Origin of the sequence: Breznakibacter xylanolyticus, assembly GCF_003254275.1 — a bacterium.
GTDB classification, from domain to species: Bacteria; Bacteroidota; Bacteroidia; order Bacteroidales; family Marinilabiliaceae; genus Breznakibacter; species Breznakibacter xylanolyticus.
In genome coordinates, this window is record NZ_QKZK01000039.1 from 1 (window position 1) to 21,747 (window position 21,747).

The window sequence follows — 21,747 nt, forward strand, 5'->3', positions numbered from 1 at the left end:
CATTTGCTTTTAATGGTCCTAAGGGCAAAGTCGGACACAAAAAAGGCTTTCTCTACAATTGCCGCTTTGGTTAGGATTTACCTGATAAGCCATTTAGACGTTTATTGGGTGATTGAAAACTGTAGACGGACTTATGTCAAAAATGTAAAAGCAAAAAACAAAAGTCCTGACATACAACTCGCATTTTTCTGAAAAAAAAGGGGGGGGTAGGTAATTGAAAAACAATTGAAGATATGCTTATATTGCTGTTTATCAACACTTACAATCTTTGAAGATTGGAGATTTCTAGTTTTGTCGGTCAGTAGTGGAAATAAAACTAAAATATCAGATCATATAAAATTTGACATGTTTAAAGGCTGGGAAATAGAAAAATCAACGGCTCGTCTCTGTTTAATGAATTTGTTTTTGCATGGAGTTGGAGATTTGCAAGATACGCCAGATATAGATGTTACGGACAGTTTGAAACGAGGCGATATAGGTGAGGTTGCAAAATCCGAAAAAGTAGATATTATTCTTGCGAATCCACCCTTCGGTATTAGCAGTAGTGATATTCCAACAACAGATGAAAAACAAGCGAAAAAGGATGGCTATTTTCTGAGAAAAGATTTTTGGATTACGACAAGTAATAAGCAATTAGCTTTTTTACAGCATATAGTAACCATGCTAAATGAAAATGGACGAGCTGCAGTTGTTCTTCCTGATAATGTTTTATTTGAAGGTGGTGCTGGTGAAACAATTAGGAAAAAACTACTTGAAGAAACTAATTTACATGCCATTCTAAGGTTACCTACTGGAATATTTTATGCGCAAGGAGTAAAAGCGAATGTTCTATTCTTCGAGAAAAATAAGAATCAAAAAACTCCTGCAACTAAAGAAGTCTGGTATTACGATTACAGGACCAATATTCGACATACTCACAAAAAGAATCCGTTGCGATATGAGCATTTAGAAGATTTTGTAAAATGCTTCAACCCAAATGATAGAAAGAATAGAAAAGAAACATGGAGTCCAGATAATGAAGAAGGTCGCTGGCGAAAATATTCCTATGAAGAACTGACTTCAAGAGATAAGACGAATCTTGATATATTTTGGTTAAAAGATGAGAATTTAATTGATTTAGATAATCTTCCTGAGCCAGATACTATTCTTGATGAAATAATCGAAAATATTGAAAGTGCATTAGTAAGTTTCAAAACAATTAAAGAGAATCTTGAATGAAAGCCAGCCCACACAGTCAAGCACATTTGCAATTCGCACGAACCAACGCAATAAAATCATCTATTCATCGGACGATTTTCTATAGATGACAAAATTGAGAGCATTATCACCTTTGTACCAAAATTATTAGAGCATCTTCAAATAATATAGCAAATCAAACTACGATTCTTGATTTTAATACTTACTAACTTAACCATTATTTATGGTAGTTATGGTATATAAGGTAAAACAATAACAGCAATAAGGAAAGTTCAACACATCAATACTTCTATTGAGGGTTTTTCATAAAAGCCCTTGTCCCCAATTTTCAAAACAGAATCAAAATAGTAACGACTTATTTCGGATTGAGCTGTTTGGCCTGTTCGATTGTATTGTTTTGCTTCCCAATTATTGGATTTATATCTTTCACCATATCTCAAACAGTTATATATAACTGTATTGGATGCATGATTTCGATTATTATTTTTAGCATAGTGTTTACATGCCTCGGTGACTGACATATAAATGAAATAAAAGATATTCGACAAAGAGTAGGTTTCTAATAACGACTCAAAAATTTCATTGACAATATTACCTTGTAATAATGAAAACCGATTTTCCTCCATCCTGTATTTCAAGTACTCTTTCGCTTCCTCAATAGCAATCCTTTTCCATAATTGTAGCTTTTCAGTTTCCGATCCAAATAAAGCGTTATCAGGGAATAACAGTAAATTCGTCAACAAAGGGTCTAATTTATATACATCCCATTTCTGATATTGTGGTTCAATCTCCAATTCCTCCATCAAATTAATGAACGGGGTATTTCCAGGAAATATTTTATACTCACTTAACAGCATGGTGTCAACAACTATCAAATCAGAAGAAATAACCAAACTCACAATTGTTCCCAGGTATATTTTTGCTTCGTAGCTTATGGAATCAAATTGGTCGATTGAAATGGGAACAACATTGATATCTGACAACTCGCACCATTTGTCGAATGGCTCCTTCCGATATCTGGCATTACTCATTTGCCAAGACATTTGACGTATTCTATCCTCTGGAGAAAAATGAACAAACATTTTTTCGAGACATACAGGACAATAGGGAAGCGATAAACTTTCTCTTGATTCGAAATTCTGACAGGAGACCACTTCACAAAGTGGGCAAATATTATTCTTATAATCAAAATGAGGTAAGTATCTTCTTAACTGAGATGTGGCAACCCCAATCAATTGATATTTAGCAATAAGCTCCTTAATTTTTAACTCATTTGCTTTAAAATCATGAAGCAAATTTTGTAGCTCATCTTTGGATAAATGGGACAATTTTGGGTGAATTGTCGGCTCTATGCTTTTAAAGTCGTTCATAGGTCTATTAAATAAGACCCCCCTCTCTGTAAAAAAGGTGGGCGTGAACCTTTGCTATATTTAATCACGAATGGTACGACCAAGCACCGAGAGAATTAAACAAGCGAAAGGAACACACCCATATCAGGTGCGTTCACTTTCTGGCTTCCCTCTCGTTTAAAATTGGTCGTTTTTTCGTGGAGAAGCGTCAGTGACGCAATAATTTATTCTATAATACCATGCAAAAATAAGAAAAGCGGTTAAGCATCAAATTGTATAATTGCCTTTTTCAATATAAAAGTGAAAAACGAATTATAGTGAAACAAGAAAAAGATTGACGAAGCTTTTCCGATGTAAACCAACAGATGCATTGTAAACCGCATTGTAAACCCATATCAAACTTCATATCTAATACTTAAACCATTCGATTTACAGGTTTACAGGTTTACACGATTTTTTTGTAGTATATTACAGAGAGAAATAAATCAGCCATAAAAAATTGCGTCAAATCAACCTAAATACTTACTTTAGATTAAATCAATTAGAACCCCCATAATCCAATAGTATGCAATTATCTATCTCTAATGCAAGTCAAAAACATTCAAATTTTGCGAGTGAGTATGATAATGAACGCTCACAATCAAAACTACTTACACGACTCAATCAGATAGCAATTGAGCGAATTTCGAAAAAGGCAATCAACCAATTAAAGAAACTCAAAAATGATGTGCTATTGTCCGGAATGGATTCTGGGTTGAATAATACATGGGATGAAATATGTGTCCAAGTGCAAACTGAATACTCGGCTGGATGGTACGCTTATCAATCAACCATTGAAAATACAATTAACAATTGTTTGGAAGCAGAGCCTGATGCTATCAAACAGTTAACCTCATACATGAGCATTTTGAATGAACAGCCTGATGATATCACTTATTCCAGTGAATATGCAATCAGATCTATTTACGACGAAGTAATATCTATTGCAATGAATTTTTCGAACAAACGAATCGATGTATACCTTGAAAAATAACATTCGCTTTTATAGATTCATTTATCACATTAAATGAATCCCAAACGATTCATTTTGCGATCTTCAACACAAGGCAAAAAAGCTATTAAAAACATGCATTTTTGAGTTTTGGGGTACAAAGTGATCCCAATATCTTAACACTCTAATTGACTGCACCTGTTCGATTCCCCGCAGTTCCACAAAAAAATACTTTCACGAGATTTAGCAAACAACAAACCCCTTTAAAACAAATGCGTTTGCTGTTTTATCTCTTCGACAGATTTCGTCTTTTATCTGTATTTGATTCACCTACACTTGCAGGTTTAATTGGCATTACACCAACCTGTTTTAGGGGTTACGCATCTCAATATTAAAGGAAGTATGGCCTGTGCCTGGATCCTAGTAAAATTCACCATTGCGTCCCCTTGCAATGGCAGTAAACCCGATGACAGCATCCACAAGTCTTTATATGTAAAGGTGCGTACCTCACTGTGTTTATCCTGTTCATATGGGACAAAAAACTCAATGACCAAATTAAACAACCTTTTTTTAATGTTTCAACTATGTTTCAACCAAAACAAAAAGAGGTCAGCATTTTCATGCTAACCTCTTGATAATTAAAGTCGGGATGACTGGATTCGAACCAGCGGCCACACGCCCCCCAGACGTGTACTCTAACCGGGCTGAGCTACATCCCGCTACCGTTTGTTTCGGTGGTGCAAAGATAGAGATTTCATCATTCCCTCCAAACATCTGATGAGATTTTTTCACATCAACAAAACCGAGTGTGCCAACATTAAAAAGCTAATGATTTGTGTGTCTAAAAAATAGAACCCGAAACAAATTAAAAAAAAAGCCATTTCACACCGTTCATTTTTTTTCAAAACCCTACCAAAAGGGGAATCAAAGAGTTTTATTAGCTTTATGGGCTACAAAAAAACGATGAACGACCAATTCCTCATAGACGGTTTAGCCCGAGGTGACCATGGTGCCTACGAAGCATTATTCATGGCCTACTATACGCCATTGGTGGTTTTTGCCGTGCGCATGGTAGACGACGAAGACACTGCCCGCGAGTTGGTTCAGGATATTTTTGTGAGCTTTTACGAACGCAACACCGTGCTGAGCATTCACACCTCGCTTAAATCACACCTTTATCAATCGGTTCGTAACCGATGTCTCAACCATCTCAAACGAGAAAAACTGTTGCGCACTCATCATCAGCACATCTTTGACGACACCAAGGAGAGCGAGAGTTATTTTGAAAACGCTGTTGAGACCAGCGAATTGCAACAACGCCTGTATCACATCATCGCCCAACTACCCGACAAATGCAAAGAGGTATTTGAGATGAGCCGATTTGAAGGTTTTACGAACCAGGAAATTGCCGACAAATTGGCCATCTCGAAACGTACGGTAGAAACACAAATCAGCAAAGCATTAAAATTTTTGCGAGACAACCTCAGTGACTATTTACACGTCATCACCATTTTTCTCATCAACGCATACTGCTTCATTATCAACATCTTTTAAACACAAATCATCAAACCCTTGATTTTTTAACACGCCTTGCATACGTGTACCAGTATCAACACTTGTCATGAAGATGTAAAAAACCAAAAAAACCGACACCAATGGAATTTATACTGCAATTGTTAGCCGATATGTTTCCCGGATTTGAAGAGGAAACCCCGACAAACATCTCGCCCATTCTTGAAGAAGAAGCCACCGAAGTTGGTTCACTGCTGAGCACCCCTGAAGCAGAGCAAGCCAACATATTCAACTTCATTGAGTTTCATTGAATCATCACCCCGTGAATACACCACAAGAAGAATTGCTGGCCAAACTGGTGTCCGGTACCATCAGCGAATCGGAACATCAAGCCTTGACACAACAGGCGCAGGATGACCCGCAACTACAAGCCGACATCAATAGCGCCCGGCACCTTTGGGAAACAAGCGGCCAGCTGTCGCTTTACCACAAAATAGAGTGTTGCAAAAAACAGGATTTCGAACTGGTAAAAGCACGCATGCTCAACATGTCGATGCAAAACACCCGTCGAGCATCACTGCAGATGACAACACGCCGATTGGTTACTGCTGCGGCAGCAGCGGCCATCATTGCCACAGCCATTTACCTACATCTTCAGGTACCCGGTTTTGGTCGATGGGATGCTGTAGCGAGCAACAATCACATCGAAAACGTAATGCTCCCCGACCATTCGCAAGTCACACTCAACAATCACAGTCGCTTGGTATACCTTAAAGGAACCGACCACGCCAAACGATTGGTAAAACTGAAAGGTGAAGCATTTTTTGATGTTCGTAAAATGGCCGACAAACCATTTATCATCACCTCAGGCAACACCACCATACAAGTCGTTGGAACCAGCTTCAATGTCAAAAACGAGGGGCTTAAAGAGTTTACACAGGTCACTGTCACCGAAGGCATTGTAAAACTTACGGCCGACGATCAGGAGTTGCTGTTGACCAAAGGCGAAACCGGCACTTATCGAAACGGTCGATTGGAAAAAGCGCCCAAGCCAGATGCCAATGCCATCTATTGGAAAAGCCACATTTTGCAGTTCACGGACAACTCGCTTTCGGAAGTGATAGGGATCCTCACCGAGAACCTGAGCGACATCAAATCAGTTCAAGTCAACACAAAGAGCGACCAAATACGCATCACCACCAAATTTGAAAACCAAAACCTGAGTGCAATTTTGGAAGAATTATCCATTCACTTCAACAAAAAGTTCACCTTAAACGACGGTATTTTGGTCATCTCTGATTAATTTCGCTGTTCGGTTCACGACCAACCAACAGCTTGAATGACAAACCTGTTAAAAATCATTTTCCTGTTCTTTTTCCTGGCTTTGGCCGGGCATCAGGCAGCATCACAACAATTGCTCGACAGAATCGTCGAAGTCAGCAAGACTTCCGGTTCGGCCGAGCAATTGCTGCTTCATTTGGAAGAGCAATCGGAGGTTGTGTTGAGCTACTCGAACCAGGTGTGTCTACCTAATCGAATCATCTTCAACAAACAAAAGGGGAGCATCAAGTTTTTCCTCGATCAGATATTTGAAACCTGCCAGGTCGAATATATAGAACGCAACAATAAAATTGTCATCATCCCGGTGAAATCGGGCAACCGTGAATTTCATATCAACGGGTACATCATCGACCATGACACAGGGGAGCCACTCATTGGCGCCAACCTGTTTGATTTTCACGCCAACAAAGGCACCTCGACCAATAACTTTGGTTATTTCAGTCTGCCGCTCAACGGGGGGCAAATCACGCTGGGTAGTTCGTACATCGGCTACAACACCAGCCTGACGCAACTGAACGTAAAACGCGACACGCTCATCACCATTCGCTTAAAACCCATGCCCGCCCTGCAAGAAATTTCGGTATTGGGCAAGCCCATCATGAGCGACATACAGCGTTCGGGGAGCGGCATTATTGACATCCCCGTCGCGCAAATTAAAAACATCCCCTCATTCATGGGCGAACCCGACATCATCAAGGCCATGCAGTTGTTTCCGGGCATACAAAGCGGCAACGAAGGGTTTAGCGGGTTGTACGTCAGAGGGGGGAGTTCCGACCAAAACCTGATTTTACTTGATGATGTACCGGTTTATAACATGGAACACTTGCTGGGGCTATTTACCATTTTCAACCCCGATGTGGTCAACAAAGTATCGCTCATCAAAGGCGGCTTTCCGGCGCAATACGGGGGGCGACTGTCGTCGGTGGTCGACATACGCACGTACGACGGGAACCAACAACAACTGAACGGTTCAGTGGGCATTGGCATTCTATCATCGAAGTTTTCGCTCAACGGTCCGCTGTGGAAAGGGCGCACCACATTTTCTATCTCAGGACGTCGCACGTACTATGACCTGATTCAAAAAGCCATTCCCAACGATCGACTGACATCGGGCAGTTATTTTTTTTACGATCTTAACGCCAAGCTTACCCACACCCTCACCCGCAAAGACCGCCTATACGTGAGCATCTATAACGGCAGCGACGATGTGAGCTCGAAATACAACTTTAAAGACATCACCCAATCGATTATCAACACCGACTACGACCTCACCACCAGCCAATTGAATGACGAAGTAGTGACCGGCTGGGGCAATACGGTGGTATCGGGTCGCTGGAACCACATTGTGAACGAAAAGATATTCACCAATCTGACCACATCGTTCAGCGACTATCGTTTTTATAACCAACAACAACAGAGCAATTACCAAAACAACGACTGGAGCACCATCAACCTTGAATACTTCAGTGGAATCCGCGACTTCACGGCCAAAGTGGACATAGATTATTACTCCTCACAAGGAAACACCCTAAAAGCAGGCGTTGGATTTACGCGACACCAATTTTACCCGGGCATTAACGTGGTAAAGACCGAACTCTCGAGCAACGAAAAGCGGGATACCACCTACGGTGGCCAAATCATCATGGGCAACGAACTGCATGCCTACCTACAGGACGACATTACCCTAACCCCCACACTTAAAGTCAACACAGGCATACACATGTCGATGTTTCAAACCGGCAAACGTACCTATCATTCCATTGAACCACGTCTCAATGCCCGACTGTTGCTCACACCTACGGTTTCGCTCAAAGCCTCCTATTCGGCCATGACACAATACATTCACCTGCTGAGCTCGGCCATGGTGTCGTTGCCCACCGACTTATGGATGCCAGTGACCGAACAGATTGAGCCCATGAAAGCCTGGCAAACTTCGATGAGTGCCGAATGGCAAATCAGACCCGAATTTAACCTCACCGCAGAAGTTTACTACAAAGAGACGAACAACCTGATAGACTACAAAGACAACCAAAACTACTTTGACACCTCGAGCGATTGGATCAGCAAACTCACCTCGGGTTTTGGCCGATCATACGGACTGGAACTATTGTTACACCGCAAAATGGGCGACTGGTCGGGATGGGTGGGCTACACCCTCTCGAAAAGCGTCAACCGATTTGACGATATCAACCAGGGCAACCCATTTAGAGCCAATAACGACCGCCGACACGATGCGGCTCTGTTTTTGTCGTACCTGCTATCACCCAATGCCGACATCAGCATGACCTGGGCCATCGGAAGCGGTAAACCGGTGACGCTGGCCGATGAAAAATACTTTGCACCCTCGCTTCCCACAGCCTCACCCAACACATCTGGCTATGCCGAACACTACAGTGAACGCAACAGCTACACCATGCCCATCTACCACAGGATGGACATTGGCGCCAATTTCAGAAAAAAAATCAAGCTTGGGGAACGCACCATCAGCGTAGGCATCATGAATGTGTACGGACGGCAAAACGCCTTTTTCCTATTTTATGCCGACAACATCAATAAGAACACAGGAGAAGTGACCCGATCTCTCAAACAGTTTAGCCTGTTCCCCATCCCGCTGCCATACGTTCGTTACACGCTAAAATTCTAATCCCAATGACAAACATCACACACCGTATTTTACCGATTCTGATGGGAGCCATACTTTGGGGTGGCTGTGAAAAAGAGATTGACTTCGATCTGAAAAGCTCGGCAGGCAAGCCGGTGGTGTATGCCTTTATGCAACCCGACAGTGCAGTGACCATTAGTGTGACCAAAAGCGTCTCAACCCTAACGCCGTCGAACTTCGCACCCATTGACAATGCCACCATCCATTTCTATAAAAACGGAACCCTTCACCGTGTGCTATCATACAACGGAGCCCAACAGTGGAACAATTACCCAACCCTACGATTTGCGGGAGGCGACACCGTTGCAATCACACTATTTGAAAACGAAAAAGAGATCGCCGTTGCAGGCACCTACATTCCTCACCCGGTTCAAATTGAGAAGATTGATACCTTTAGCGAAACCCGCATTGGTGACGATGGTTTTTGGGCAGCCCACATCAACCTGGGGTTAACCATTGACGAACCTGCCGAAACCAACGACTACTACCAATTACAAATCATCCAAACCACCAAAACACAAACAAGTTCAGGCACCACCGTTCAAACGGACACACTGACACTCCCGCAAACAGACAATCAAATATTCAACACCAACCAAACCAGCGTCAGCCTCACCGACATTGACTTTGAAGGCCTTTTTACCGATGCCAACATCAATGGCAAACAGCATCGAATTCGATTGTCATTTAATGCGACCCAATTCCGTAAACCAACCACTGCCCACTCACGCCAACTGGACATACGCCTCTATCGCCTCTCCGAAGCGTATTACAACTATTACAAAGCTCAAATAATTGCGACAGCTCTCAACGGATTGTCTATTTTTGATCCGGTTGAAATCCCAACCAACGTGAGCAACGGCTATGGATTAGTCACCGGCTATGCCACCAGTTCAATCATTTTTGACATTCAATAAAAAAAGTCTAACGCAGAACAATCAGGAATTATTCTTGTTGAGGAAGCAACGACCATCATCAAGCGATGAAGAAAAACCATTAAAATAAATTAAACAACATACAATTATGGCATTATTTGGAAAGATTACGGATTTAGGGAGTTCGACCCCCCAATCGGGCACCCCGGGAGAAACAGAAAAAGTAAAAGTGCTCATTATTGGTTCAGGACCGGCGGGCTATACCGCAGCCATTTACGCAGCGCGAGCCAACCTGAGCCCCGTAATGTACGAAGGCCTTCAACCGGGCGGGCAGCTCACCACAACCACAGAAGTTGAAAACTTCCCCGGCTACCCCGAAGGCATCACCGGGCCGGAGATGATGGAGCAACTCAAACATCAGGCCCAACGTTTCGGCACCGACATCCGCTTTGGCCTGGCTACCAAAACCGACTTATCGCAACGCCCCTTTAAAGTCACCATCGACGACAGCAAACTCATCGAAGCCGACACCCTCATCATTGCAACTGGCGCAACAGCCAAATATCTTGGCATTCCCGATGAGGCCAAATATGCAGGTTCAGGCGTATCGGCTTGTGCCACTTGCGACGGATTCTTTTACCGAGGCAAAGATGTGGCCGTGGTAGGCGGCGGGGACACCGCATGTGAAGAGGCTATTTACCTGGCCGGATTGGCCAAAAAAGTGTACCTGATAGTTCGCCGCAACGAACTGCGCGCGTCAAAAGTGATGCAGGAACGCGTACACAAAACACCCAACCTGGAAGTATTGTGGGAACATCAAACCAAAAGACTGGTGGGCGACAACGTGGTAGAAGGTGCCATATTGTGGAAAAAGAAAGGGACACCCGACGAAGAGGAAGTCAAAATCAACATTGACGGATTTTTCCTGGCCATTGGTCACAAACCCAATTCCGACATCTTTAAACCATGGATTGATACCGATGAAGTGGGTTACATCAAAACCATTCCGGGCTCATCAAAAACCAATGTCCCGGGCGTGTTTGCCTGCGGCGACGTGCAAGATCCGCATTACCGCCAAGCCATTACGGCTGCCGGAAGCGGATGTATGGCCGCCATTGATGCCGAGCGTTGGTTGGCAGAACAGGCGTGATAAACCCAAACGACATAAAAAAAGCTTCCCTCGGGAAGCTTTTTTTTATTTTAAAACATCCGCATTAAAGGATGCTGGCAATTTTATCAGATTTGTATTTACCGGCCTTCAGTTTCTCCGAAATTTCAGAGAACGCCTTCAGCGTATAATCAACATCCTCGAGCGAATGAGCTGCCGTAGGAATGATGCGCAACATAATTTGTCCCTTAGGAATAACAGGATAAATCACGATAGAACAGAATAAGTTGTAGTTCTCACGCAAATCCATGGTCAACTGAGTAGCCTCCTGCACGGTACCCGACAAGAACACCGGCGTAACAGGCGAAGCGGTGTTACCCAGGTCGAATCCCCTTTCACGGAAGCCGGCCTGCAACTTCTGCACAATTTGCCAAAGTTTCTCACGCAATTCAGGTTTGGTTTTCACCAACACCAAACGCTTGAGCAACCCAACCACCATCGGCATAGGCAACGACTTGGCATAGATTTGCGAACGCATATTATAACGGAGGTAATTCACCACTTCTTCAGTAGAAGCGACAAAACCACCGATTCCGGCCATTGACTTGGCAAATGTTCCAAACATCACATCAATACCATCAGACACGCCAAAATGCTCAGCCACACCGGCACCGGTTTTACCCATGGTACCAAAACCGTGAGCATCGTCAACCAACAGGCGGAAATTATATTTCTTCTTAAAAGCAACAATTTCGTCCAACTGACCCAAGTCACCGGCCATGCCAAACACACCTTCGGTAATCACCAGGATACCACCGTTTTGTTTTTCGGCCAACCTGGTAGCATGTTGCAATTGCTTATCGAGGCTCTCCATGTTGTTGTGCGCATACACAAAACGTTTTCCGATATGTAAACGCAAACCATCGAGAATACAAGCATGCGATTCAGAATCATAAACAATTACATCGTTACGGCCACACAAGGTATCGATGATGGACACCATGCCCTGATATCCAAAGTTTAACAAGAAAGCATCTTCTTTCCCAACAAATTCGGCCAATCGGGCTTCGAGTTCTTCGTGCTTGCTGGTTTGTCCCGACATCATCCGAGCCCCCATGGGATAACCAAGCCCCCACTCAGCAGCAGCATCGGCATCAGCCTTACGCACTTCGGGATGGTTAGCCAATCCCAAATAGTTATTTAAGCTCCAGTTGAGGACCTCTTTGCCACGGAACCTCATTTTAGGACCGATTTCCCCTTCCAATTTAGGGAATGTAAAATATCCATGAGCCTCTTTGTTGTATTGTCCCAAAGGCCCCATGCTCTCTTTAATTTTACTAAATATATCCACGATCGTATATTTTTTAAAATGATTCGGGCAAATGTAATGGTTTATCATCTATGTTGTCCAAATTATTACCAAAAAAAACAACTCAAAATCAACCACACCCTTCTACAATAATGGCTCACCCAATGAATAATTAATTGATAAAAAAGCCGTACTATATATGACGAAAAGGATTATATTTGCGCTTTGATTTAAAAGGTGTGCCAAAGCGACTGAAAACAACAACCAACCAGTGCATACTTTTTTAATTTATAAGGATGAAAAAAACCATTGTTTTCCTTGTTTTAACTTTAATGCTGGCCTCTTGCAGCGAATATCAGCGTCTTCTTAAAAGCACTGATTATGAGCTGAAGTACAACCGGGCTATGGAATATTACAAGGCTGAAAATTACACCCGTGCGGCCACACTGTTCGAAGAGCTCATTGGCATATACAGGGGAAGTGACAAAGCCGAAATAATCACCTACTCATACGCAGATGCCCTGTATCGGTTGAAAGACTACATGATGGCTGCTCATTATTACCAGCAATTGGTAAGGACATATCCGGCCAGCGATTACGCCGAAGAGTGCCAGTTTATGACGGCCTATTGCAAATACAAATTATCGCCCAAGCCACGCTTGGATCAAAGCTACACGCGGCAATCGATCAACGACTTTCAGTTATTCATCAATATGTATCCCAACAGCAATCGCATTGCCGAGTCGACCCGCCTGATGGACGAGATGCGCGACAAGTTGGTGTACAAATCGTACCTCAACGCCAAGCTCTATTTCGACTTGGGGACTTACCGCGGTAATAACTATTTGTCGGCCGTGATTGCTGCACAAAACAGTCTCAAAGAGTTTCCCGACACCAAATATCGCGAAGAACTCTCCTTTTTGATATTGGAAGCCAAACACATTCAGGCAGTAAAGAGTATTGAAGAAAAGCAGGAAGATCGCGCCCGTGATGCCGTTGACGAATATTATTCGTTCATCAACGAGTTTCCCGAAAGCAAGCACCTGAAAAAAGCCGAACAGATTTACAAAGAATCTTCGGCATTGATCAAAGAAGAAGTCAATTAAGTAAATATACCAAACAGAGATATGGCAATCGATTACAAAAAGACCAACGCCCCGCTCTCGACCGTGACCTACGACACGCGAGCCATGGCCAAAGACACCGGTAACATTTACGAATCGCTGGTAATTTGCGCCCGTCGCGCCAACCAGATCAGTGCCGAGCTGAAAGACGAACTCAACAAGAAATTGCAGGAATTTGCCTCGTACACCGACAACCTCGAAGAGGTGTTTGAGAACCGCGAGCAGATTGAGATTTCGCGTTTCTACGAGCGCATTCCCAAACCCAATGCAATTGCAGTTCAGGAATTTCAGGAAGGAAAAGTGTATTCACGCAATCCCTTGCGCGAGCAGGAAGGCTGATAAACTCAACCGCATTTAAAGGCACGTCGGCATGCATAAATGCATCATTATCCGACACGTGCCAAAAAACATTAAAAAGATAAAAGAGGTTTCACCCACTTCCTTTTATCTTTTTTTTTAAAATCACGGGTCATGTTAAAAGGCAAGAAAATCATTTTAGGCATCACCGGCAGCATCGCTGCATACAAAGCCGCCTATTTGCTGCGCTTACTGATGAAAGAAGGCGCCGAAGTACAAGTATTGCTCACCAAGGCCGGACGCGAGTTCATCACCCCGGTCACCCTGTCGGCATTGTCCAACAAGCCCGTGTTGGGCGAATTTTTCAACACCGGCGACGGAACCTGGCACAGCCATGTGGATTTGGGACTGTGGGCCGACCTGTTTTTGGTGGCACCGGCATCGGCCAACACGCTGGCTAAAATGGCCAACGGCATTTGCGACAACCTGCTGCTCACCACCTATCTGTCGGCCAAATGCCCCGTGATGATTGCCCCGGCCATGGATTTGGACATGTTTGAACATCCGGCCAACCAGCAAAACATCTGCACGCTGATGGCAAGAGGCTGCAAAGTGATTGACCCCGGCACAGGCGAGCTGGCCAGCGGCTTGTGGGGCAAAGGACGCATGGAAGAGCCCGAGAACATCATCAAAAAACTGAAAGACTTTTTCACCCCTCCAACGAGCCCTCTCCACGGGAAAAACATTTTGGTGACGGCCGGCCCCACCTACGAAAAAATCGACCCGGTGCGCTTCATCGGCAACTACTCATCCGGCAAAATGGGATTTGCCATTGCCGACGAACTGGCTGCACGCGGCGCTCGCGTTCACCTGGTTACCGGACCTGTGAGCATCGGGATACCCGCAGGCATGCACGAGGTGACGCGTGTGGAATCGGCAGCACAAATGCACCAGGCCTGTGTGGATTGTTATCCTCAGATGAATGCCGCCATCATGTCGGCAGCCGTGGCCGACTACACCCCCGCCAATGTGGCAGAGCAAAAAATGAAACGAGCCGGCGACGAGCTCACCCTCACCCTGTCGCCCACCCGCGATATTGCCGCAGCACTGGGACAAAGCAAGCAAGCCGGCCAGGTTTTGGTTGGCTTTGCTCTTGAATCGCACGATGCCCTGACCAACGCGCACAAGAAACTGGCCAACAAAAACCTCGACTTCATTGTTTTGAACGAAGCAGGCAAGCCGGGCGTGGGTTTTCATGGCAACACCAACAAGGTGACCATCATCGACAAGGATAATAAACAAACGGACTACCCGTTAAAAAGCAAGAGAGAAGTGGCGGCCGACATTGTTGACATGCTGGAGCGCTATTTCTGACGGCACTGTTGAACCCCTATTCACAACCACCATGATGTTACAATCACTTCTTAATCATTTACGCCCATTGCGGATCATCGTCCTTGGAGGCATTCTCACACTGCTCCTTTGGGGGCAAACAGCCACGGCACAAGAGCTGCGCTGCAACGTGTCGGTGGTGACACCCTCCATACAGGGTACCAACCGCAAAGTGTTTGAGACCATGCAATCGTCGCTCAACGAGTTTATGAACTCGCAGCGCTGGACCGACAAGGTTTACGCCACCGATGAACGCATCGAATGCAACATCATGATCAACATCAAGGAAGTGATCTCCACCGACGAATTCAAGGGCACCATTCAGGTGCAGGCTCGGCGCCCGGTGTATCAGTCGGGGTATTTCACCACGCTGTTCAATTACATCGACCAGAACTTTCACGTGCGATATGTCGAAAACGAGCCCCTGACCTACAATCCCAATTCGTTTGAGTCGAATTTGGTGGGGCTCATGGCCTACTACGCCTACCTCATCATCGGCATGGACGAAGACTCCTTTGCCCCCATGGGCGGAACAGGCACCTTTCAGAAAGCCGAACAACTGGTGAACCAGGCACAAAGCGCCAGAGAAGCCGGCTGGAAGTCGTTTGAGGGAACCCGCAACCGTTACTGGCTGGTCGAAAACATCCTGAACGAACACCACAAGCCGGTGCGTGAGTGCATGTACAAATACCATCGCCAGGGGCTGGATCGCATGGCCGAGAAAGCCGAAACCGGACGCGGCGAAGTGGCCACTGCCCTGGAATTGCTGCGCAAAACCTTCCGTCAAAAGCCGGGTTCATTTTATCTGCAAGTATTTTTCAGCGCCAAGAGCGACGAAATTGTCAACATCTTTACCGAATCGTTTTCGATGGAAAAACAACGGGTGGTGGAACTGCTCACCGAAATAGACCCGACCAATTTGGACAAATACAAAAAAATATCTGCTAACAATTAACGCCCATGCTGAAATCGTTAACAGTCACCAATTACGCCCTCATTGAGAAGGCAGACATTGCATTACATCCCGGTTTTTCGGTCATCACGGGTGAAACCGGCGCCGGGAAATCCATACTTTTAGGAGCCCTGGGTCTCATATTGGGGCAGCGAGCCGACGCCGATGTGCTCAAAGACAAAAGCCAGAAATGCGTGGTGGAAGCCGTATTCAACGTGGCCGATTACGGCCTGGAGTCGTTGATGAACGACAACGAAGTGGACTACGACCCCATGACCGTGATTCGTCGCGAGATACACCCGGCCGGCAAGTCGCGGGCGTTCATCAACGACACGCCGGTGAATCTCACCATCCTCAAGGAACTCACCTCGCGCCTGATCGACATTCACTCGCAGCATCAAACGCTGCTGCTGGGCGATAACCACTACCAACAGATGGTGGTGGATGTGATTGCAGGCTCAGCCGATGCCAAAATGGTGTACCGCGAGGTGTACCACCAATACCGTGATTTGCAGCACAAACTGGATCGACTGATTGAGGAAAACAACAAACAAAAAGCCGACCAGGACTACATCACCTTTCAGCTCACGCAACTGGAAGCGGCCAAACTCATTGACGGCGAACAGGAAGAACTTGAAAACCGACTACAACAGCTCACCCACTCGGCCGAAATAAAAGCCTCACTGGTGCAATCGTCCACGCTGCTCGATGGCGAGGGACAAAACATTTTGGAAGGATTGCGAGGCGTGCGCAACAGCCTCACCAAAATTCAGAGTTTCCTACCCGACACCGAGGGTATGCTGCAACGTATCGAAGCGGCTTACATCGACCTCAAAGACCTGGCTGCCGAACTGGCCTATAAAACCGAAACCACCGATCATCAACCCGAAGAGTTGCAACAGGTGCAGCAACGCCTCGACCTGATTTTTGACCTTCAGAAAAAACACCGCGCCGCCTCGGTGGCCGAGCTCATTGCCCTAACCAACGACTACCGCACGCGCCTGAACCTGCTCACGGGCTTCGAAGAACAGATGGCCGAGCTACAGGCGGCCATCGACAAGGTGAAAGCACAGGTGCAAAAAGCCGCCGACGGGCTCACGTCCATCCGCAAAAAAGCCTTCCCGGTCATTGAATCATCGCTGCAAGGCAAACTCACCGACCTGGGCATGCCCAATGCCAGACTGATTGTGTCGCACCAGTTGAAGAAAGAATTTGGCGAAGAGGGGCAGGACGACATCGAATTCCTCTTTTCGGCCAACAAGGCCGGCACCCCGGCGGGCCTCGACAAGGTGGCCTCGGGGGGCGAAATGTCGCGTCTGATGCTCTGCATCAAAGCGCTCATATCTTCGGCGAAAGGATTGCCCACGCTGCTGCTCGATGAAATAGACACCGGGGTATCGGGCGAAATTGCCGACAAAATGGGACGCATCATGACCGAAATGAGTCAAAACATACAGGTGATCAGCATCACCCACCTGCCACAAATTGCCGGTCGCGGTCAGCATCATTACAAAGTTTTCAAAACCGATGAAACGGGACAAACCGTGTCGAAAATTGAACTGTTAGCCCCCGAACAACGCATCACCGAAATTGCCAAAATGCTCAGCGGCAGCGAACTCTCCGAAGCAGCGCTGAAGAATGCTCGCGAATTGATGAAGCAGTGACGGGAAGAAGTGCGAGAGGGCAAAAGGACAAAAGGACGAAGAGCGCAGAAGCACGAAAAAAGCACAATGATTTAACGTTTTTACGTGGCGGGCGGGTGAATGTTTAGCCGCAAGAGTGCAGCAAGCTTCCACGCCGAATTTTGGGCTGCTGCACATTTGCAGGAGCCAACCACGCCTCATTTTAGGCTGCTGCACGTCTGCAGGAGCCAACCACGCCTCATTTTAAGCTGCTGCAGGTTTGCAGGAGCCAACCACGCGGAATTTTAGGCTGCTGCACGCGTGCAGCTAAAATGGGAGGCGAAATTTCGGGGTGTAACAATTTTCAGGCTCCATTTTGATTTGTGTGGGGAATCATAAGTCAATGTCGTTAAGTTAAGCCATAAAAGGGCGATAAGCAGTAGCGTTGGGCATCGATCAACGAAGAATGCAACCACAAACTTAGAGCCCTGAAGGGGTTTAAGCTTACGCCCCTTCAGGGCTTGAGCTCGTTTGCTACAAATATGCAGGGCTTTGCCCTGCTTTATTGCTGGCGCCCCATTGGGGCTTAACGAAACGACATTGAATCAGGTGTACCAATTCATTTCGTGCGCTATTTACTCACCCCCTGAATTCGACATAGAGCCCTTGCATCAGGCAACTTCGGCTCACGCAAACAAGGTTCTGACGTGCGTCATGTAAGTACGCAGGCTTTTATCCTTGGTCAGCGAACGATACCAGCGCTTACCACCGTCAAAATTCTCGCACAAATAAAACCAGAAATCATGTAATCGATTGTGTTTTATGTTGGGGTCGGTGATGTGTTGCTCCACCAGGTCGAAATAAGTCTGGTGAAAAGCCTGAAGGCGCTTAATTTCGTCCTGAGGCTGGTAACATCCGGCCAGCTCCTCGGCCAACCAGGGACGCGACAGCCATCCGCGCCCGATCATCCATCGCTGCACACCTTCAAACTGTTGCATGAGCGCACGTCCACCCTCAACGGACACAATGTCGCCATTGCCCGCCAGCGGATGCCGAATGACGTCGACCATCCGGGCAAACTCGTCCCAATGAGGCTCTCCCTTGTATTGTTGCTTCACGGTGCGCGGATGCACCATCACCTCGGTGAGCGGGTAACGGTTCAGCACCTCAGCCATGGCCTCCCATTGTTGCAACGCCTCCACCCCCAACCGCATCTTCACCGACAGTTGCATGTGGCCACACGACTCGAAAAAGGCATGCAACAAGGCATCCACCACCTCGGGACGTGCCAGCAGCCCCCCTCCCATGCCCTTGCGCACCACCGGCACATGCGGACATCCCATGTTCAGGTTGATTTCACGATAGCCCAGCCGCGAGACTTCGTTGGCAAACTTCAACAAAAAATCGGGCGAATGGGTCAGCACCTGCGGGATGACGTGGAGCCCTTGATTGAACGCCGGCTCCAGCTCGGGCAACAAACGAGGGTCGAAACCACCCGTGGGATGCTCATCGAAAAATGGGGTGAAAAACTTATCAATCCCGCCGTAATGACGGCTCCAGGCCATGCGGTGCATCACGGTGGTGTAACTCTGAAGCGGGGCGGCATACAACATTGTCATGTGAGTCGTTTTTTGGGATGTCAAAGATAAACAAGCGATTCTTTTAAACCTTCGGGTTTCATATCTTTACCGCAAAATTCACCACCATGCTCACCACCGCCACCTTTCGCCATACCATTGCCAACGCATGTGGCCTCATGCCCCACCAACGCGTGCTGGTCACCGTAAGTGGCGGTGCCGACTCCATGGCATTGCTGCACCTGTTGGTGGCCGTGCAACAACCGGTGGTGGTGGCACACTGCAATTTTCACCTACGCGATGATGAGTCGGATGGCGACCAAGCCTTTGTAACCCTGTATTGCCAAACGCACGAACTGCCATTCCACGTCCGCCACTTCAACACGCGGGATTTTGCGGCTCAAAAAGGCATCTCCATCGAGATGGCCGCACGGGTGTTGCGCTACGAATGGTTCGACCAACTGGCCTCCGAAACAGGCTGCAGCCACATTGCCACGGCACACCACGCCAACGACAACGTGGAGACCTTTCTGCTCAATCTGACGCGCGGAACCGGCATCAGGGGTCTGAGCGGCATGGCCATGTGCACGGGAAAGCTCATTCGCCCCCTGCTCCATTTCTCGAGAATCGACATCGAAACCTACTGCCGGGAAAACCACCTCACCTGGCGACACGACTCGAGCAACGACTGCTGTGACCACACGCGCAACCACATCCGCCACCGCATTGTGCCGGAGTTTTGCCACATCAACCCCTCGTTCCTGGCCACCATGCACAACACCATGGCGCGCATGCAGGAACTCGAAGCCATGTTGGGACAACAGGTGGAGGCCTTTCGCAACGAATCGGTGGCCGATGAGGAAGGCATTCAAATCATCCCACTGAGCCGCCTCAGCAACCATCCTCAAAAGGGGCTCATCCTGTTCGAGCTGTTGCGCCACAAGAACTTCAACGCCACACATGTGGCCGACATCATCGCCAGCCTCAAAGGGTTACCGGGCAAACAGTTCCTCTCCCCCACCCATCGTGTCATACGTGACCGTCACAACCTGGTGGTCACCCCGCGGCACGAAGCCTCCGAAACAGAAACATTCACCATCGCCGGCGACATCACCCAAACTGAAAACCCACTGCGCTTGCATCTGCGCACCTTTGAGCGGCCGGCTGACTTCCGCTTCTCCACCGATGCCAATTGCATCCACCTGGATGCCGACCGCGTGGACTTCCCCCTCACCCTGCGCCACTGGAGAATGGGCGATGCCTTTATGCCACTGGGCATGTCGAACTTCAAAAAATTGAGCGATTTCTTTACCGATGAAAAAATGAGTCTGCTCGAAAAGGAAAATGCGTGGTTACTGCTCTCGTCCGACAACATTGTGTGGGTGGTGGGACGACGCGTAGACAACCGCTATCGCATCACCAACACAACCAAATGGATATTGGAGATTTCACTGGGTGAAAAAAACCCTCAAGGTTTTTGAAACCTTGAGGGTTTAGATGAAAACACCTTATTCCAAAATATTTTTTCTCACCGAGGCCAGATAAGCTTTCATGCCCTCGGAATCCTTGTCTTTTATCAGATGAAGCAGCACCTTGAGCTGCTCACGAATCTTCTCAACCTGTTCGTAAGTATAGGGGTTAAAAAGGATTTCGGTCAACAAATAATCATCTTCCGACAACAGCCCCTTGGCAATTTCGAAGTGACGCTTGAAGGTGGTTCCCGGTGCATTTTGTTTCTTCATGCAGGCCGCAAACACCAGGGTCGACGAAAAGGGAATCGACAACGAATAAGCCGTGGTTTGGTCGTGCTCGTCAAACGAATAATCGTGAATGTTGATGCCCAGCGAAGCATAGAAATCTTTGAAAAATGCTTTGCCCAAATGATCCGACTCGGTGATGATGATGGCATGCTGATGACCCAAATCCTTTAGGTTGGCAAAGGTAGGGCCAAACATGGGGTGAGTGGACACAAATCGGAATCCCGACTCGCGATAAAAGGCTTCCAACCCCGTCTTTACCGAAGCAATGTCCGAGAGGATGCATCCCTTTGGCAAATAAGGCAACACCTCTTTAAAAGCAGCAATGGTATAATTGAGTGCCACCGCATTGATCACCATCTCGGGTTCAAACTCACGGATTTCATCGAGTTTTGAAAAACGCTGGGTATTAAACAGGAACTTGAGTTTTTTAACATCGGTATCAAAAATAGCCACCTCGTGTTGCAAACACAGGGCATCCGACAACCAGGTGCCCATTTTTCCGGCACCAAGAATACATATTTTCATTTTTTAATGATTAAGCCCCCTCATCCCCCAAAGGGGGAGTTGTGGTTATTTCGTATTTTTCGTTAGCACATCCACCAAACAATTGTCACATTCGCCGGATGCACGTCAATCAATCTACACATGAAAAGATGAGTATCAAGATGCAAGCCATCCC

The 21,747-nt window shown here is 46.5% G+C and carries 18 protein-coding genes and 1 tRNA gene; 14 read left to right on the plus strand and 5 right to left on the minus strand.

Features of this window, described 5'->3' with window-relative positions:
- Nucleotides 1–291: 291 nt before the first annotated feature.
- A complete protein-coding gene (locus LX69_RS15250) occupies nucleotides 292–1,218 on the plus strand; it encodes an HsdM family class I SAM-dependent methyltransferase (RefSeq protein WP_262509767.1) in 927 nt (308 codons plus the stop codon).
- 251 nt (nucleotides 1,219–1,469) lie between these two features.
- On the opposite strand, the gene LX69_RS15255 is transcribed toward LX69_RS15250, so the two are convergent.
- A complete protein-coding gene (locus tag LX69_RS15255) occupies nucleotides 1,470–2,567 on the minus strand; it encodes a hypothetical protein (protein ID WP_111446911.1) in 1,098 nt (365 codons plus the stop codon).
- 544 nt (nucleotides 2,568–3,111) lie between these two features.
- On the opposite strand from LX69_RS15255, the gene LX69_RS15260 reads away from it, so the two are divergent.
- Complete coding sequence (locus LX69_RS15260) at nucleotides 3,112–3,579, plus strand: hypothetical protein (protein ID WP_111446912.1); 468 nt, start codon at nucleotides 3,112–3,114, stop codon at nucleotides 3,577–3,579.
- Nucleotides 3,580–4,181: 602 nt separating this feature from the next.
- On the opposite strand, the gene LX69_RS15265 is transcribed toward LX69_RS15260, so the two are convergent.
- A tRNA-Pro gene (locus LX69_RS15265) sits at nucleotides 4,182–4,256 on the minus strand.
- A gap of 244 nt (nucleotides 4,257–4,500) precedes the next feature.
- Here LX69_RS15265 and LX69_RS15270 point away from each other — a divergent pair.
- From LX69_RS15270 to trxB, 6 genes are all read left to right on the plus strand, one after another.
- Nucleotides 4,501–5,091 carry an RNA polymerase sigma-70 factor gene (locus LX69_RS15270; RefSeq protein WP_170124423.1) on the plus strand — a complete coding sequence of 197 codons (591 nt, stop codon included), beginning with the start codon at nucleotides 4,501–4,503 and terminating at the stop codon, nucleotides 5,089–5,091.
- 101 nt (nucleotides 5,092–5,192) lie between these two features.
- Nucleotides 5,193–5,360, plus strand: coding sequence for a hypothetical protein (locus LX69_RS17850; RefSeq protein WP_170124424.1), 168 nt, complete (start codon nucleotides 5,193–5,195; stop codon nucleotides 5,358–5,360).
- A gap of 11 nt (nucleotides 5,361–5,371) precedes the next feature.
- Complete coding sequence (locus tag LX69_RS15275) at nucleotides 5,372–6,352, plus strand: FecR family protein (RefSeq protein WP_146260765.1); 981 nt, start codon at nucleotides 5,372–5,374, stop codon at nucleotides 6,350–6,352.
- 36 nt (nucleotides 6,353–6,388) lie between these two features.
- Nucleotides 6,389–9,034 carry a TonB-dependent receptor gene (locus LX69_RS15280; RefSeq protein WP_111446915.1) on the plus strand — a complete coding sequence of 882 codons (2,646 nt, stop codon included), beginning with the start codon at nucleotides 6,389–6,391 and terminating at the stop codon, nucleotides 9,032–9,034.
- Between the two features lie 5 nt (nucleotides 9,035–9,039).
- Entirely contained in the window at nucleotides 9,040–9,969 is a 930-nt protein-coding gene (locus LX69_RS15285) for a DUF4249 domain-containing protein (RefSeq protein WP_111446916.1), read from the plus strand.
- Between the two features lie 106 nt (nucleotides 9,970–10,075).
- Complete coding sequence (trxB, locus tag LX69_RS15290) at nucleotides 10,076–11,077, plus strand: thioredoxin-disulfide reductase (RefSeq protein WP_111446917.1); 1,002 nt, start codon at nucleotides 10,076–10,078, stop codon at nucleotides 11,075–11,077.
- Between the two features lie 64 nt (nucleotides 11,078–11,141).
- Here trxB and LX69_RS15295 read toward each other — a convergent pair whose 3' ends face one another.
- Entirely contained in the window at nucleotides 11,142–12,386 is a 1,245-nt protein-coding gene (locus LX69_RS15295) for an aminotransferase class I/II-fold pyridoxal phosphate-dependent enzyme (RefSeq protein WP_111446928.1), read from the minus strand.
- A gap of 254 nt (nucleotides 12,387–12,640) precedes the next feature.
- On the opposite strand from LX69_RS15295, the gene LX69_RS15300 reads away from it, so the two are divergent.
- The 5 genes from LX69_RS15300 to recN all read left to right on the plus strand — a co-directional run bounded on the left by LX69_RS15300 (nucleotide 12,641) and on the right by recN (nucleotide 17,773).
- Nucleotides 12,641–13,450 (plus strand): outer membrane protein assembly factor BamD, encoded by an 810-nt coding sequence (locus LX69_RS15300; RefSeq protein WP_111446918.1) that lies wholly within the window; start codon nucleotides 12,641–12,643, stop codon nucleotides 13,448–13,450.
- A 21-nt stretch (nucleotides 13,451–13,471) separates the two neighbouring features.
- Nucleotides 13,472–13,807 carry a DNA-directed RNA polymerase subunit omega gene (locus tag LX69_RS15305; protein ID WP_245935041.1) on the plus strand — a complete coding sequence of 112 codons (336 nt, stop codon included), beginning with the start codon at nucleotides 13,472–13,474 and terminating at the stop codon, nucleotides 13,805–13,807.
- A gap of 132 nt (nucleotides 13,808–13,939) precedes the next feature.
- Complete coding sequence (gene coaBC, locus LX69_RS15310; RefSeq protein WP_111446919.1) at nucleotides 13,940–15,139, plus strand: bifunctional phosphopantothenoylcysteine decarboxylase/phosphopantothenate--cysteine ligase CoaBC; 1,200 nt, start codon at nucleotides 13,940–13,942, stop codon at nucleotides 15,137–15,139.
- Between the two features lie 31 nt (nucleotides 15,140–15,170).
- The gene (gene porD, locus LX69_RS15315) at nucleotides 15,171–16,112 is read left to right on the plus strand and encodes a type IX secretion system protein PorD (RefSeq protein ID WP_245935042.1); all 942 of its coding nucleotides are present in this window, start codon (nucleotides 15,171–15,173) and stop codon (nucleotides 16,110–16,112) included.
- Between the two features lie 5 nt (nucleotides 16,113–16,117).
- The gene (recN, locus tag LX69_RS15320) at nucleotides 16,118–17,773 is read left to right on the plus strand and encodes a DNA repair protein RecN (protein WP_111446920.1); all 1,656 of its coding nucleotides are present in this window, start codon (nucleotides 16,118–16,120) and stop codon (nucleotides 17,771–17,773) included.
- A 644-nt stretch (nucleotides 17,774–18,417) separates the two neighbouring features.
- Here recN and LX69_RS15325 read toward each other — a convergent pair.
- A complete protein-coding gene (locus LX69_RS15325; protein WP_111446921.1) occupies nucleotides 18,418–19,350 on the minus strand; it encodes a tRNA-dihydrouridine synthase family protein in 933 nt (310 codons plus the stop codon).
- 86 nt (nucleotides 19,351–19,436) lie between these two features.
- On the opposite strand from LX69_RS15325, the gene tilS reads away from it, so the two are divergent.
- On the plus strand, nucleotides 19,437–20,789 hold the full coding sequence (gene tilS / locus LX69_RS15330; protein WP_111446922.1) for a tRNA lysidine(34) synthetase TilS: 1,353 nt from the start codon (nucleotides 19,437–19,439) through the stop codon (nucleotides 20,787–20,789).
- Nucleotides 20,790–20,816: 27 nt separating this feature from the next.
- Here tilS and LX69_RS15335 read toward each other — a convergent pair whose 3' ends face one another.
- The gene (locus LX69_RS15335) at nucleotides 20,817–21,593 is read right to left on the minus strand and encodes a prephenate dehydrogenase (protein WP_111446923.1); all 777 of its coding nucleotides are present in this window, start codon (nucleotides 21,591–21,593) and stop codon (nucleotides 20,817–20,819) included.
- Nucleotides 21,594–21,747: the final 154 nt, after the last annotated feature.

What these genes read in the sequence shown, in the direction of transcription:
- coaBC (WP_111446919.1), top strand. Translation starts at nt 13,940, where the DNA reads ATGTTAAAAGGCAAGAAAATCATTTTAGGCATCACCGGCAGCATCGCT.
- LX69_RS15280 (WP_111446915.1), top strand. Translation starts at nt 6,389, where the DNA reads ATGACAAACCTGTTAAAAATCATTTTCCTGTTCTTTTTCCTGGCTTTG.
- LX69_RS15325 (WP_111446921.1), bottom strand. Translation starts at nt 19,350, where the DNA reads ATGACAATGTTGTATGCCGCCCCGCTTCAGAGTTACACCACCGTGATG.
- LX69_RS15335 (WP_111446923.1), bottom strand. Translation starts at nt 21,593, where the DNA reads ATGAAAATATGTATTCTTGGTGCCGGAAAAATGGGCACCTGGTTGTCG.
- LX69_RS15305 (WP_245935041.1), top strand. Translation starts at nt 13,472, where the DNA reads ATGGCAATCGATTACAAAAAGACCAACGCCCCGCTCTCGACCGTGACC.
- LX69_RS15255 (WP_111446911.1), bottom strand. Translation starts at nt 2,567, where the DNA reads ATGAACGACTTTAAAAGCATAGAGCCGACAATTCACCCAAAATTGTCC.
- LX69_RS15300 (WP_111446918.1), top strand. Translation starts at nt 12,641, where the DNA reads ATGAAAAAAACCATTGTTTTCCTTGTTTTAACTTTAATGCTGGCCTCT.
- recN (WP_111446920.1), top strand. Translation starts at nt 16,118, where the DNA reads ATGCTGAAATCGTTAACAGTCACCAATTACGCCCTCATTGAGAAGGCA.
- tilS (WP_111446922.1), top strand. Translation starts at nt 19,437, where the DNA reads ATGCTCACCACCGCCACCTTTCGCCATACCATTGCCAACGCATGTGGC.
- LX69_RS15260 (WP_111446912.1), top strand. Translation starts at nt 3,112, where the DNA reads ATGCAATTATCTATCTCTAATGCAAGTCAAAAACATTCAAATTTTGCG.
- LX69_RS15285 (WP_111446916.1), top strand. Translation starts at nt 9,040, where the DNA reads ATGACAAACATCACACACCGTATTTTACCGATTCTGATGGGAGCCATA.
- LX69_RS15270 (WP_170124423.1), top strand. Translation starts at nt 4,501, where the DNA reads ATGAACGACCAATTCCTCATAGACGGTTTAGCCCGAGGTGACCATGGT.
- LX69_RS17850 (WP_170124424.1), top strand. Translation starts at nt 5,193, where the DNA reads ATGGAATTTATACTGCAATTGTTAGCCGATATGTTTCCCGGATTTGAA.
- porD (WP_245935042.1), top strand. Translation starts at nt 15,171, where the DNA reads ATGATGTTACAATCACTTCTTAATCATTTACGCCCATTGCGGATCATC.
- trxB (WP_111446917.1), top strand. Translation starts at nt 10,076, where the DNA reads ATGGCATTATTTGGAAAGATTACGGATTTAGGGAGTTCGACCCCCCAA.